The 13,365-nt window shown below is 70.9% G+C and carries 10 protein-coding genes and 1 pseudogene; 3 read left to right on the top strand and 8 right to left on the bottom strand.

Translation table 11 applies throughout. The annotated features are described in order from the left end of the window. Position 1: 1 nt before the first annotated feature. The 5 genes and pseudogenes from OIE49_RS01985 to OIE49_RS01965 all read right to left on the bottom strand — a co-directional run bounded on the left by OIE49_RS01985 (position 2) and on the right by OIE49_RS01965 (position 6,807). Positions 2-430, bottom strand: a complete 429-nt coding sequence (locus OIE49_RS01985; RefSeq protein ID WP_100568747.1) for a roadblock/LC7 domain-containing protein — start codon at positions 428-430, stop codon at positions 2-4. Positions 431-441: 11 nt separating this feature from the next. Beyond that, on the bottom strand, positions 442-2,886 hold the full coding sequence (locus OIE49_RS01980; RefSeq protein ID WP_326806111.1) for a sensor histidine kinase: 2,445 nt from the start codon (positions 2,884-2,886) through the stop codon (positions 442-444). A 171-nt stretch (positions 2,887-3,057) separates the two neighbouring features. Then, a complete protein-coding gene (locus tag OIE49_RS01975; RefSeq protein ID WP_326800764.1) occupies positions 3,058-4,065 on the bottom strand; it encodes a substrate-binding domain-containing protein in 1,008 nt (335 codons plus the stop codon). A gap of 907 nt (positions 4,066-4,972) precedes the next feature. Next, positions 4,973-6,283 (bottom strand): hypothetical protein, encoded by a 1,311-nt coding sequence (locus OIE49_RS37020; RefSeq protein WP_401739659.1) that lies wholly within the window; start codon positions 6,281-6,283, stop codon positions 4,973-4,975. A 231-nt stretch (positions 6,284-6,514) separates the two neighbouring features. Next, a pseudogene (locus OIE49_RS01965) lies at positions 6,515-6,807 on the bottom strand (DUF5713 family protein). Between the two features lie 65 nt (positions 6,808-6,872). Here OIE49_RS01965 and OIE49_RS01960 point away from each other — a divergent pair. Next, the gene (locus tag OIE49_RS01960; protein WP_326800763.1) at positions 6,873-7,688 is read left to right on the top strand and encodes an SAM-dependent methyltransferase; all 816 of its coding nucleotides are present in this window, start codon (positions 6,873-6,875) and stop codon (positions 7,686-7,688) included. Between the two features lie 91 nt (positions 7,689-7,779). After that, entirely contained in the window at positions 7,780-8,751 is a 972-nt protein-coding gene (locus tag OIE49_RS01955) for a nitrilase-related carbon-nitrogen hydrolase (protein WP_326800762.1), read from the top strand. Between the two features lie 15 nt (positions 8,752-8,766). Here OIE49_RS01955 and OIE49_RS01950 read toward each other — a convergent pair whose 3' ends face one another. From OIE49_RS01950 to OIE49_RS01940, 3 genes are all read right to left on the bottom strand, one after another. Further along, on the bottom strand, positions 8,767-9,642 hold the full coding sequence (locus tag OIE49_RS01950) for a PhzF family phenazine biosynthesis protein (protein WP_326800761.1): 876 nt from the start codon (positions 9,640-9,642) through the stop codon (positions 8,767-8,769). A gap of 44 nt (positions 9,643-9,686) precedes the next feature. Continuing rightward, entirely contained in the window at positions 9,687-10,625 is a 939-nt protein-coding gene (locus OIE49_RS01945) for a GlxA family transcriptional regulator (RefSeq protein WP_326806110.1), read from the bottom strand. Positions 10,626-10,860: 235 nt separating this feature from the next. Then, on the bottom strand, positions 10,861-11,529 hold the full coding sequence (locus OIE49_RS01940; RefSeq protein ID WP_326800760.1) for a DUF305 domain-containing protein: 669 nt from the start codon (positions 11,527-11,529) through the stop codon (positions 10,861-10,863). A 98-nt stretch (positions 11,530-11,627) separates the two neighbouring features. Between OIE49_RS01940 and OIE49_RS01935 the strand changes: the two genes are divergently transcribed. Then, positions 11,628-13,130, top strand: a complete 1,503-nt coding sequence (locus OIE49_RS01935; protein ID WP_326800759.1) for an LVIVD repeat-containing protein — start codon at positions 11,628-11,630, stop codon at positions 13,128-13,130. Positions 13,131-13,365 lie beyond the last annotated feature (235 nt).

Genomic DNA, 13,365 nt, shown 5'->3' with positions numbered 1-13,365 from the left:
CTCACTCGCCGTTGCCGGACGCGTCGGCACCCGCACGCGGGGCCGCACTCAGGTGCTCGCCGATCTTCTTCACCAGCATGTTCATCTGGTACGCCACCACACCGACATCGGCGCCCGGGCCGGTGAGAACGACCAGATGGGCGCCCGGTCCGGCCGAGGTGAGAATCAGATAGGTGTGGGCCAGCTCGATGAGCGCCTGCCGCACCGGGCCGCCACCGAAGTCCATGCTGACGCCCTTGCTGAGGCTCATCAGACCGGACGAGGTCGCCGCCAGCCGCTCGGCGTCGTCGCGCGGGAATCCGGTGGACTTGCTGACGACCAGTCCGTCCTCGGAGAGCACAACGGCGTGGTTGACGTCGGCGACCCGTTCCACGAGACCGGTCAGCAGCTGGTCGAGCTGGGTGTGTGTGGCGGGTGTGGGGCGTGTCATATGGGTGTCCTTCATGTGCGGTCGGCGGGCGAAGTCGAGGGGGGATGTCCTCCGGGCTCGAACACGGTCGAGGCCTCGGGGACGGCGGTGCCTGCGGCGGGAACGCGACCGTCGGGGCCGTTTGGTGCGGCGGCCTCCTCCGGTTCCGCGTCCCGCTCAGGACTGTCGTCGTGTTGGGCCCGGCGCGTGCCGCGCTGGAAGCCGGCCAGGGAGGAGGCGGCGTGTTCGGCGGTGAAGTCGTCGAGCGGGTCGTTCTCGACGGCGGGCGTGAACTCCCCACGCAGCTCGGCGGCCAGGCTGGTCTGTGGCACCCGGCGCGGCAGCGGCGAGATCCCCGGCGCACGTGTCCGTTTCGCGTCGCCGCCGCTTTCACCCGCACGGGAGGCATTCTGCCCTGCGGACGGTGTCCTCCGCCGGGCAGCGGCGGCGGGGGACGGGGTCTTGGCGGGCCGTTCCGGGCTCGCCGGCGCGGGCAGCCGCCCCGGCCCGGACGCCTGAGGCTGCGTCCGCGGGGAGGCGGGCGCCTCGTGCACCACGATGTCGTGCGGGACGAGCACGATCGCGCTGGTACCGCCGTAGGGCGAGGGGCGCAGGGTCACGGTGATGCCGTGCCGGGTGGCCACGCGGGCGATCACGAACATGCCGAGCCGCAGGTCGTCGGCGAGCGCCACCACATCGAACTGGGGGGCCTCGGCCAACTGGGCGTTGAGCTGGGCGTAGTCCTCCTCGGACATACCGAGGCCGCGGTCCTCGATCTCGATGACGAGGCCCTTGGCCACCATCGCCGCCCGTACTCCGACGGGGCTCGGCGCGGCGGAGTACGCGGTCGCGTTGTCGATGAGCTCGGCCAGCAGGTGGATCACGTCCGCCACGGCGGGCGGCGCGAGGTACACCTCCTCGTCGGTGTGCACCTCCACCCTCTGGTACTCGGCGACCTCCCCGACGGCACCGCGCAGGATGTCGATCAGCGCGACCGGTTCGCTCCAGCTGCGCCGGGGCTGCTCGCCGCTGATGATGACGAGGTTCTCCTCGTAGCGGCGCAACTGGCTTGCCATGGAGTCCAGTTCGTACAGGCCCTGGAGGAACTCCGGGTCCTGGTGCCGTCTTTCCAGTGCGTCGAGCTTGCTGAGCTGGAGGTTGATCAGGTTCTGGCTCTGCCGGGCGATTCCGAGAATCACCTTCTGGAAACCGCGCCGGGTGTCGGCGAGTTCCACCGCGGTGTGCACGGCCGTACGCTGCGCGGAGTTGAACGCGTGGGCGACCTGGCCGAGTTCGTCGGTGCCGTAGTCCAGTGGTGGCGTCGCGGACTCCACGTCCACCGTCTCGCCCCGCTCCAGCCGGGCCACCACGTCGGGCAGCCGCTCCTCGGCCAGGCGGAGCGTGGCGATCCTCAGCCCCAGCAGACGCCGGGAGAGGGACCGGGTGATCCGCCAGGACATTCCGACGCACACGACCAGGGCGGCCAGGCCTGCCGCGCTCAGGACGGCGGCCTTCAGCAGCAGCCCGTACGCTCGCTCGGCACTGCGGTCGAGCAGTTCGTCCGTCTGCTGCTGGATCAGTGCCGCGTACTGGACGGACAGCTTGTCGACCGCGGTGGTCCATCGTTCCCGCGCGTCCGGCAGCGCGATCCCGCGTGCGCCGGTGGCCTTGTCGCGGGCCGAGAGCACCCGGTCCTCGACGGTCTCGAGCGTCCGCCACTCCGCCGACTGCAGGATCCGTTCGGTCTGCGTCTTCGTGCTGCCCTGGAGCGAGGGGACGATCTGGTCCTCGACCAGCCAGCGGCGGGTGTGGACCAGTTGGGCGAACCTGTCCCACGCCTCCGGGTCCATGTGCTTGGACGACCAGGCCAGGGTGAGCTGCGCGTTCTCCTGGGAGACCAGCTCGGCGGCGTGCTCCAGCGCCACGAGCGGGCCGGCCTGGGAGGTGAGGTCGCCGTCGTCGACCTGGGACAGTTCCTGGAAGGCGTGGATCTGGTCGTCGATGATCGCGGTGTACTGGTCCAGGGCTTGTTCGCCGGTGATGTCCGTCGGTTTGTCCACCTGGCCCCGGTAGTACTCCAGGCTGCCGACCGACGCGACGACCGAGTACATCCGGTTCTTGATGCGGGCGGGGGCCTGTCTGATCGAGTCGGCATGGCGGACCAGCTCGGCCACCGCCTTGTCCGTGGTCCTGCGCTGCGCTTCGAGAGCGGCCCGGGAGCCGTGCGGGGACGCCAGCCACGCCGCCGACAGCCCGCGCTCCTGCTGGAGGCTGAGCGCCGCGTCGGTGCCCATGGCGCCGGTCGAACGGCTCAACGCCGTCTGTGAGCGCAGCCGGAGCCCCTCGGAGAACATCTGGGTCGTGGTCACACCCCACATGGCGGTGAGCGCGACAGTGGGGACCAGGGCCAGGAGGACCAGCGAGAGCCGAATGGAACCGAGACGGCGCCGGGGACCTGTCGGTGTCTGTGGAGACATCATCGTCCTAGAGCGATCTGCGGGGAGGCAGGGATGGGGTGACGAGAGGGCGGGGTAGTGGCGCGTCCGGGAAGGGACGGGAGGCACGGGGGATGCCGTCCGCGCGGGCGACCGGGCGGACGGAGAAGGACGGTGTCGTCATGTCACCGGCGCCCTGTGCACGGCATTGCCTCAGCGCGTGCCGTTGGCGGCCAGCTTGGCCACCGACGCGACGTTCGACTTGGTCACGAAGGCGGGACCGGTGAGCACCGGTTCGACGCCGCCGCCACTGATATTGCCGTTGGACTTGTGGAGCCAGAGCGCGTCGACCGCGAGGTAGCCCTGCAGATAGGGCTGCTGGTCAACCGCGAACTGCACGTCTCCGGCCTGAACCGCCTTGACCAGGTCCTTGTTCAGGTCGAAGGTGGCGACGTGCGCCCTGCTGCCCGCTTTGTGCACGGACTTGACTGCGGCCAGCGCGAACTGTGCTCCGTTGGTGACCACTTCGTCGATGTTGGGGTCCAACCGCAGCCGGGCGGCGATGGATTCGGTCAGCGCGTCCATGTCGGTGCCGTCGCTGTAGACCATGTCGGTCCTGCCGTCGAAGGCCTTCTTCACGCCGGCGCAGCGTGCCTCCAGGCCGACGTTGCCCCGCTCGTGGATGACGCACAGGGCGTGCTTGGCCCCCAAGGCGTCCAGCTTGTCCCCGACGGCCCGGCCCGCGACGCTGTCGTCCTGGCCGAAGTACTGCAGCGCACCGCTGGAACGCCAGGCGCTGATACCGGAGTTGATCCCGACCACGGGGATGCCCGCCGCCTTGGCCTCCGCGATCGGCCCCTTCATCGCGTCCGGCTTGGCCAGGGTCAGCGCGATACCGTCGACTCCGTCCCGGATCGCGTCCCGCACCAGCTCCGCCTGCTGGGCGGGTTCGGGGTCGCTCACGTACGTCAGCTCGATGCCGTCCTTCGCGGCGGCCACCTCGGCACCCCTGCGGACCAGTTCCCAGAAGGCGTCCCCCTCGGCCCCGTGGGTGACCATGGCGACCTTGAGTCCGGACCCGCCGGACCCCCGCGAGCCTTGCCCGGAGTCGGAGCCGTCGGAGCCGGAGCAGCCGGCCAGGAGCAGGCAGACGGCGACCGCGGCCGTCACGGCGGTGCCGGGAGCGGATCTGCGGTACGTGAGCGGGGGAGGGGTCTTCATGAGGGTGAGGCACCTCACTGTGCGGCCGAGCATGTAGCAAACGGGGACGGAACGGGGCGGAGGGCCTGCGGACGTACGAACGGGCGGTTGGCTCTCGTTGAGCCGGAGCCAACCGTGTGCGACGTCCGGTAGTCAAGTGATCGGCGACCTATCGTGGCTTGTTGCTGCCGCATTGTGATCATCTGCCTTGTCTGCGGCACAGTCGAGTTCCCACTACGTCCGGTGCGCCGGGCGCCTGTACACGGGCGGCCGGGCCCAGTTGAGCTTGCTCGTCCTTTCGGTACGCGTCTATAGTCCGACGCGTTGGCGAGCGGCGGCCGCGGAAGGACAAGGAGCGGCGCCCCGAACTCGGCCGGAAACAAGGGCAGACCGCCTGACGTCGGCGCGCCCAGAACCAGGTCGCACCCGCTTGGGCGGACGGCTGCCGGGTGGCCTGCCGAGGGCGTAAACCTGGCGCAGCGGGTCATGGCCGGACAAGCCCGCACGGTCGTCGACCTGACGAGAGTGCAGCCGGACGGTGCCGGACCGGTGCCCGCGCCTCCGGCCGGCCTTCTGATCACCGGCCGTGCGTGTCGCTGTCGTCGCCTCCGTGGTCCGGGTCGCGCTGCGTGCCACGGGTCAGACGGGTGGCGAGACGGTAGTTGACGAGGACGTCACGGTACTCCTGGCCGGGTGTGACCCTGTCGGGGAGGTTGGTCCGCTCGCTGACGGACGACGATTCCCGTTCGCCGGAACCGGGGAAACCGACGGCCGTTCGTGGTTCCTCCTCGAAACGGAGACGGTCACCGCGGACGGTCGCCTCGAACGAGATGTCCGGCTCGGAGGATTCCCTACCGGAGCCGCGCCCGGCGGGGGAGTGACTCGTCGGCCCGGTGGCGGCGTTGCCGGACCCTCGGCTGCCGGCCGTTCAAGGCGGTTCCTCCCGCCGCTTCGGGGCGCGGCGGCGGGTGGGCGGGGGCGGAGCCGGCTTCTCGTCATGGCCGACGTCATCGCCGACGTCGTGGCGGGGCCGGCGGGGCCGGGCGACCCCGCCACGCTCGGTGCCGCCGCTTCCGCCGGTGGCCCTCCGTGCGGGCCCGCCCGCCCGCCGGGCCGCGCCGTGCCCGGCCGACGCGGTACCGCGCGTGGTGCTCCGCGCTGTGGCCGGAGCACCCTCCGCGGAGTCCTCGGCGGCTTCGGCGGACCGTCGCGTCGTGCCACGCGTCGCCTGGGTGGTGTCGGCGGTCCTGTCGGCCGTCTCGCCTGCCGTGCCGACCGCGTCACCGGCGGTGGCCTCCGCCTTCGCCGCGGTGCGCCTGGCGACCCGGCCGCTCTCCCGGGCCGCGCCGCCGACGTCCTCGCCGACGTCGCCCACGGCCCGGCCTGCTCGGCGGCCGACGTCCTCCACGGCGTGCCCAGCCTCGCCGCCCACGTCCTCGACGGCGTCGCCCGCTCCCTGGCCGACGTCTTCCACGGCTGAGCCTGCGCCCCGGCCTACGTCCTGGACGGCGCCGCCTGCTCCGCGTCCGACGTCCTGGACGGCGGACCCGGCGCTTTGGCCGACGTCCTCCACTGCCGAGCCTGCGCCGCGGCCTACGTCCTCGACCGCCGCCCCCGCGCCCCGGCCTACGTCCTGGACGGCGCCGCCCGCTCCGCGTCCGACATCCTCCACCGCCGCCCCCGCGCCCCGGCCCACGTCCTCGACGGCCCTTCCCGCGCCGCTGCCCAGTTCTCCGACGGCCTGCCGGGCGCCGCCGCCGACGTCCTGCACCGCCGACCCGACGCCCCGGGCCAGCTCCTCCAGGATTTGCGGGTTGCGGTCGAGGGTGGTGAGCACCCGGTTGATGATCAACGCGACGTTGTCGAGCCGCACCTTGAGCTGCGCCTGTGCCTCCACGCCCGAGATGGCCAGGTGCACCCGCCCGAGGGCGACGTCGGCACCCACGTTCAGCTTCAGCAGGTCCAGCACCTCGGCCTGGAGCGAGACGTGGGCCCGCAGGTTCTCCACGTCCAGGTCGATCTCGTCGACCTTCAGCAGAGGGACGTCGAGGAAGACATCGGGCGCCGAATCGGCCCCGCCACCGGGGACGAGGGCGTCCTCGTCGCCGGTGCCCTCCGCCTCATCGCCCTCGTCGTACAACCCGGACTCGGCGTACTCGTCGGAGTCCTCGGCCTCCTCCTCGTCGTACACCTCGGGCTCCTCGACGGGACCCTCGTCGTTCTCGGCGTCGTCGTGCATCCCTGCACCTCCGCGAGCTCGACGGATGATTCATCCCTTTCACTCCAGTATGGAGTGCCGTCGTGTGGCGACAACGGCCGAGGAATGCCGCCGTCGCTGCCGTAGTGGACGCGCCTGGGCGTGCCCCGGCGGGCCCGCGGGAGAGCTCGCGGCGAGCGAGGCGGCACCAGGCCAATGGGCCGAACGGGTGAAGCTCGCTCATCGGCCCGGCCGGCACACCGCGTGCGTCGCTCACCGGTCCCGGGTGGCGATCAGCTCCTCCACATCCGCCTCGTGAAGCCGTACGCCGACGCGACGAACCAGAAGTCCTCGGCGATCTCCTCCCGCGCGACGGTCTCGAACTCACTTCCGGCTGCCTCGAACTCCGCCTCCCGCAGGTTGAACTCCTCCGTCGCGGCCTGGGTGACCGCATACAGGGTCGCCAGGTCCGACGGCTGCTCGGCCTCGACCCGCTCGCAAAGCCGCAACAGGATCGCTCTGCCCTTGTCGACGATGTGATCAGGGCAGTACGGGTCCTCGTACAACGGCCAGTTGCCCTATGTCCGCTACGGTGGGCAGCCGGCCGGGCAAGTGAGGGGAGCGAGTGGGGATGGACGAGCGTTCGGTGGGTGGAACGGTGCCGGTCAACTCTTCGGTGGCGCATCCCGCGCGGGTGTACAACGTCTGGCTGGGCGGCAAGGACCACTACCCGGCCGACCAGGAGGCGGCCCGACTGGCCGCCGCGGCAAACCCGAAGATCGTTCCGGCGGTCCGGGCCAACCGGGCCTTCCTGGGACGCGCGGTGCGGCGGTTGGCATGCGAGGCGGGGATCCGGCAGTTCCTCGACATCGGCACCGGGATCCCGTCCGCCGACAACACACACGAGGTGGCGCAGCGCGTCGACCCCGGGGCCCGGGTGGTCTACGTCGACAACGATCCCATCGTCCTCGCTCATGCCCGCGCGCTGCTGGTCAGCACCGAGCAAGGGGCGACGGACTACCTGGAGGCGGACCTGCGGGACGTGGACCGCATCCTGACGGCGGCGCGGGAGACGCTGGACCTGTCGCAGCCCGTGGGCCTGATGCTCGTGGCGGTCCTGCAGTACGTTCCGGACGCCGACGACCCCCGCGGCATCGTCCGACGGCTCCTCGACGCGCTCGCCCCCGGCAGCCACATCGTCCTCTCCCACCCGGCCGCGGACATCGGAGCGGAGGAGGTTGCCGCGTCGATGCGCGTGTACAACGACCGGGCCGCCGAACACGCGGGAGCCACGCCCCGCACCCATGCCGAGGTCACCCGGTTCTTCGACGGCGCGGAACTCCTCGACCCCGGCGTCGTCCAGCTGTCCGAATGGCATCCCGACCCCGCGGGTGGCCCGTCTCCCGGCGAGCTGCCGATGTGGTGCGGGGTCGGCCGCAAGCCTTGACGGCGTGGACCCGTGTCCGTCGTGAACCGGCCGGGCCGGTACGTCGCTTCGGGGGAGCGTCGCCGGATCGGCTCGTCCTAGTCTCGGTGCCATGACTTCCCTGCCCTCCGCCACTGCCGCGGCCCCCGAGTCCCGCCGTACCGTGACCGCCGCCGTCGTTCAGGCGGCCGCCCCGCTGTTCGACACCCAGGCGGCGCTGAAACGCGCCGAGGAACTCATCCGGGAGGCCGTCGGCGACCGGGGCGCGGAGGTCGTCGTCCTGCCCGAGGCGTTCCTCGGCGGCTATCCCAAGGGCCTGGACTTCGACATCACCGTAGGCAGCCGCACCCCGGCAGGCCGCGAACTCTTCCGCCGCTACCACGCCGCCGCCATCGACGTCCCCGGCCCCGAGACGGACACCCTGGCCGCCCTCACCCGGGAGCTCGGCTGCCACGCCGTGGTCGGCGCCGTCGAACGCCAGGGCGGCACCCTCTACTGCGTCGCCCTGTTCTTCGGCCCCGAGGGCTACCTGGGCCTGCACCGCAAGCTCATGCCGACCGCCGCCGAACGCTACCTGTGGGGTCAGGGCGACGGTTCCACCCTCCCGGTCGTCGACACCGGCAGCGCCCGCATCGGCGCCGCCATCTGCTGGGAGAACTACATGCCGCTGTTCCGTACGGCCATGTACGCCAAGGGCGTCGACCTGTGGTGCGCGCCGACCGTGGACGACCGCGACGCCTGGCAGGCGAGCATGCGGCACATCGCCCTGGAGGGCCGCTGCTTCGTCCTCAGCGCCGGCCAGTACCTGCGCCGCGAAGCCCTGCCCGACGACCTCCACCCCGTACAGGGCGACGCGCCCGACACCGTCCTGATCGGCGGCGGCTCCGTCATCGTCTCCCCGCTCGGAGAGGTCCTCGCCGGCCCGCTGCGCGGCAGCGAGGGCATCCTGACCGCCGAACTGGACCTCGACGACCTCACACGCGCACGCTTCGACTTCGACCCCACCGGCCACTACGCGCGCCCCGACGTGTTCACCCTCCATGTCGACGAGTCGGCCCGCCGCACCACCGTCACCAGTACCTGACGGGCGACCGCCCAGCTAGCCGATGCGGACTCCCGTGCCGCCGACACGGACGCGCGGGTCACCCGCGCGCAGCGTCACCGTGAGTTCGCCGGGGCGGCCCAGGTCCTCACCCTGATGCAGGGTGAGGACGGCGTCCTCGGGGACCAGGCCGAGCTCACGGGCGTACGCGCCGAACGCGGCGGCCGCGGCGCCGGTCGCCGGGTCCTCGACGACGCCGCCGACGGGGAACGGGTCACGGACATGGAAGACGGCGGGCGACTTCCGCCACACCAACTGAAGTGTGGTCAGGTCAAGGCGGTGCATCAGAGCTTCGAGCCGCTGGAAGTCGTACGCGAGATCCGCCAGGCGCGCGCGGGTCGCCGCCCCGAGCACGAGATGGCGGGCACCGGCGAATGCGATACGGGGCGGGAAGGCCGGGTCGAGGTCGGCGGCCGGCCAGCCGAGCGCGGCGAGCGCCTCCGCGAGGTCGGCGGGACCGATCTCGTCGATGTGCGGCTCGACGCTGGTGAGTGTGGCCCTGACCGTCCCGCCCTCCTCGGCCACCTCCACCGGCACGGTGCCGGCTCGCGTGGCGAACAGGAGCTTCCCGGGACCGGTCCGCTCGGCGAGCGCGACGGCGGTCGCGACGGTGGCGTGCCCGCAGAACGGCACCTCGGCCTTGGGGCTGAAGTAACGGATGCTGTAGGCCCGTCCCTCCGAGCCGTCCAGGTCCTCCGGAGGCGCGGTCAGGAAGGCGGACTCCGAGTACCCGAGGCCGGCGGCGATGGCCAGCATGTCACTGTCGTCCAGGGCGGCGGCGTCCAGAACCACACCGGCGGGGTTTCCGCCGTCGGGGTCGCCGGAGAAGGCGGTGTAGCGCAGCACCTCGGGCCGCGGCGCGTTCGTCGTCATGTGCGCGGGAACACGAGGCAGGTCGCGGCTATTCCTGTTCGACGTCAACTGAATGTGCGGCGGTACGCCTGTGGGCTGACGCCCGTCGTCCGCTTGAAGCGGTCGCGGAACGCCGTGGGCGAGCCGAACCCGACCTGCCCCGCGATCCGCTCCACCGGATGCCGGGTGGTCTCCAGCAGGTGCTGGGCCTGCCGGACGCGCGCCCGGTGCAGCCATTGCAGCGGGCTTGTCCCGGTCTGCTCGCGGAAGCGGCGCATGAGGGTGCGGGTGCTGACGCCGGCGTGCGCGGCCATGTCGGCGACGGTCAGGTTCCGGTCCAGGTTGTCCTGGAGCCAGGCGAGCAGCGGTTCGAAGGAGGAACCCTGCGGTGTGGGCGCGTGGTCGTGGACGATGAACTGTGCCTGTCCGCCCTCCCGCTCGAGCGGCATGACGGAGAGCCGGGCGGCGTCGGCGGCCACCGCCGAACCGTAGTCGCCGCGGATCATGTGCAGACACAGGTCGAGGCCTGCGGCGGCGCCCGCGGAGGTGAGGAGCCGGCCGTTGTCGACGTACAGCACGTCGGGGTCGACCGTCACCTTCGGATACAGCGCGGCCAGCAGGTCCGCGGCCAGCCAGTGCGTCGTGGCGCGCAGTCCGTCGAGGAGGCCGGTGGCGGCCAGCGGGAAGGTGCCCGTGCAGATCGACGCGATCCGGGTGCCGTCCGCGGCGGCCGCCAGCAGCGCCTCGCGGACCTCGGGCGTGAGCGGTGCGGTGGGGGCGGCCGTGCCCGGCACGATGACTGTGTCCGCACCCCTGAGGCCGTCGAGGGTGCGATGCGCGCGGAGGGTGAAGGTGCCGGCGTCGACCTCGGGTCGCTCGGCGCACACGCGGACCTGGTAGCCGGGGCGCCCGTCGGGGAGCCGAGTACGGGAGAAGACCTCGATCGGCGTGGACAGGTCGAAGGGAATCACCTGATCCAGCGCCAGGACGGCGACGGTGTGCATGGCGGGAACATAACTCATCACCGTATTCCCGCCACCGCGGCATCACGCCGAGGCGCCGCCGCATGCTGTGCGGCGGCGGCGCCTCGAGCAGATGTCACCCGCAGGCGGGCCGGGCCGCCCAGGGCCGGGCCACGGCCTGGAGCACAGGGGCCCCTGCCGCGCCGCCCGGCGGTCGCGAGGCGACTGCGGTCGCCCATCGCGCCGCCGAGTGGCCCGCGGGACGCCGCGCCGAGCGTCAGGGCATCTCACGCATCCGGCTGATCTCGCTGGTCTGCTGGGCGATCACTTCGTTCGCCATCTCCTCGACCTGTACGTTGTTGCCGTCCGAGAGCACCGAGGTGGCCATGGTGATCGCCCCGTAGTGGTGCGCGGTCATGAGTTTCAGGAACAGCTCGTCGAAGGCCGCGCCCCGCGCCGCGCGAAGCTGCGTCAGTTGGGCCTCGGTGGCCATGCCGGGCATCGTGGCATGGTCGTGGTGGTGCGACGAGCCCGCGCCGCCACTCGTGCGCCGCTTTCCGCCATGGTTCTCCAACCACCCCTTCATGGCGTCGATTTCAGGCCCCTGGCCCGCGGCGATGCGGGAGGCCATCCGCTTCACATTGGCCGACTTCGCCCGGTGCGGGGCCAGTTCGGTCATGTCCAGCGCCTGGCCGTGGTGGACGATCATCATCTGGACGTACTCGAAGTCCGCCGCGTTGGGGGAGTCGTCGGGAATCTCCTTGGCGGCGTCCGCGGCGGACAAGGTCCGGGCGGGCTCACCGGGCTTACCGGGGGCGATCACGGAGGGGCCGGGCGCGCTCCTCTTCTCCGGAGCGTCCGTGCCCGAGTCGCACGCGCCGACTGTGAGAGTGACAAGGGTGAGGGCGGCGACTGTCCGCCACTTGACGCGATCAAAGACGTTCATACCCAGCGCATTATCATCTTTTGATCTGTACATGAAAAGCACGATACTGCGGCTGTCCGTGAACCGTTCCCTTGCGAACGGACACCAGGGAGGAAACAGTGAACCTGTTAAACGGTCCCCGAACACGGCCCAGGCGCCTGGGGGTTGTGGCGGCCGCCACCGGCCTGCTGGCGGCGCTGCTCACCGCGGCTCCGGCCATGGCGACGCCCGACCCCGGCGACGCCGCGACCACACCCCAGCGAGTGTCGAAGAGCGAGGCGGCCGAGACCAGAGCGGCCATCGCCGACGGCGAGATACCGGCGCAGGACGAGATCGTCCACTCCGACAACATCGAGCACCTCGTCAACGTCCCCAAGGACGCCCTGACGGACCTGAACTCGGACCTCGCCTTCCAGGGCAAGTACGTGTTCGCCGGCAACTACGACGGCTTCCGCATCTTCGACATCAGCAACCCGAAGGCGCCCAAGACGGTCTCCCAGGTGCTCTGCCCGGGATCGCAGAACGACGTGTCCGTCTACGGGAACCTGCTGTTCCTGTCGACCGACTCCTCGCGCAGCGACAACTCCTGCTCGAGCACGTCGCAGCCCGCGACCGAGAAGTCGTCGTGGGAGGGCATGAAGATCTTCGACATCAGCAACAAGAAGAGCCCCAAGTACGTCGCGGCCGTCGAGACCAACTGCGGCTCGCACACGCACTCCCTCGTTCCGCACGGCCGTAACGTCTACATCTACGTGTCCTCGTACTCCCCGAGCCCGTCGTTCCCCGACTGCCAACCGCCGCACGACGGCATCTCGATCATCAAGGTGCCGCGCGACGCTCCCCAGAAGGCCGCGGTCGTCAACTTCGCCGTGCTCTTCCCGGGTGACGGCCCCGACGGTGGCGGAAACCCCGGCGCGCCCACCAACCCGGGTGTCTCCAAGACGACCGGCTGCCACGACATCACCGTGCTGCCGTCGAAGGACCTGGCCGCCGGTGCCTGCATGGGCGACGGCATCCTGATGTCCATCAAGGACCCGGAGCACCCGAAGGTCATCGACCAGGTCCAGGACAACGTCAACTTCGCGTTCTGGCACTCGGCGACCTTCAACCAGACCGCGAAGAAGGTCGTCTTCACCGACGAACTCGGCGGCGGAGGCGCCGCGACCTGCAACGCGGCCATCGGCCCGAACCGCGGAGCCGACGGCATCTACGACATCGTCGGCAAGGGCGACCAGCGCAAGCTCGTGTTCCGCGGCTACTTCAAGATCCCGCGCCACCAGACGGACACCGAGAACTGCGTCGCCCACAACGGCTCGCTGATCCCGGTCAAGGGCCGCGACCTCATGGTCCAGGCCTGGTATCAGGGCGGCGTCTCGGTCTGGGACTTCACCGACTCGACGCAGCCGAAGGAGATCGGCTACTTCGAGCGCGGCCCGCTGAGCACGGACCGGCTGACCGTGGGCGGCTCCTGGTCCGCGTACTACTACAACGGCTACATCTACTCGAACGACATCGCCAAGGGCTTCGACGTGCTCAAGTTGAACGACCGGCGCACCGATCCGGCCCGGAAGATCCACCTGGACCAGCTGAACGTCCAGAGCCAGCCGGACTACTTCGACTGACCCAGCCAGGGTCTGCCGGCACAACGGCACCGATGCCGCCGGGCAGTTCACCGCCGGGCGGCATCGGCGTCGGAGATTCTTGTCAACCCATTACCAAGCGTTTACTGAGCAGATACCTTTCTCCTTGCCGGTGGCAGGGGGGAGCGGTGCGCTCCGGTCGTTTCTGCCTGCCCCGGAGTACCGCCGTACGTCCCTCGGCCTGTTTTCGGCCATTACGCCCATTTCTGATGGACTG

The sequence above is a fragment of the Streptomyces sp. NBC_01788 genome, assembly GCF_035917575.1.
GTDB lineage: Bacteria > Actinomycetota > Actinomycetes > Streptomycetales > Streptomycetaceae > Streptomyces.
This window is presented reverse-complemented; position numbering and strand designations above follow the sequence as displayed.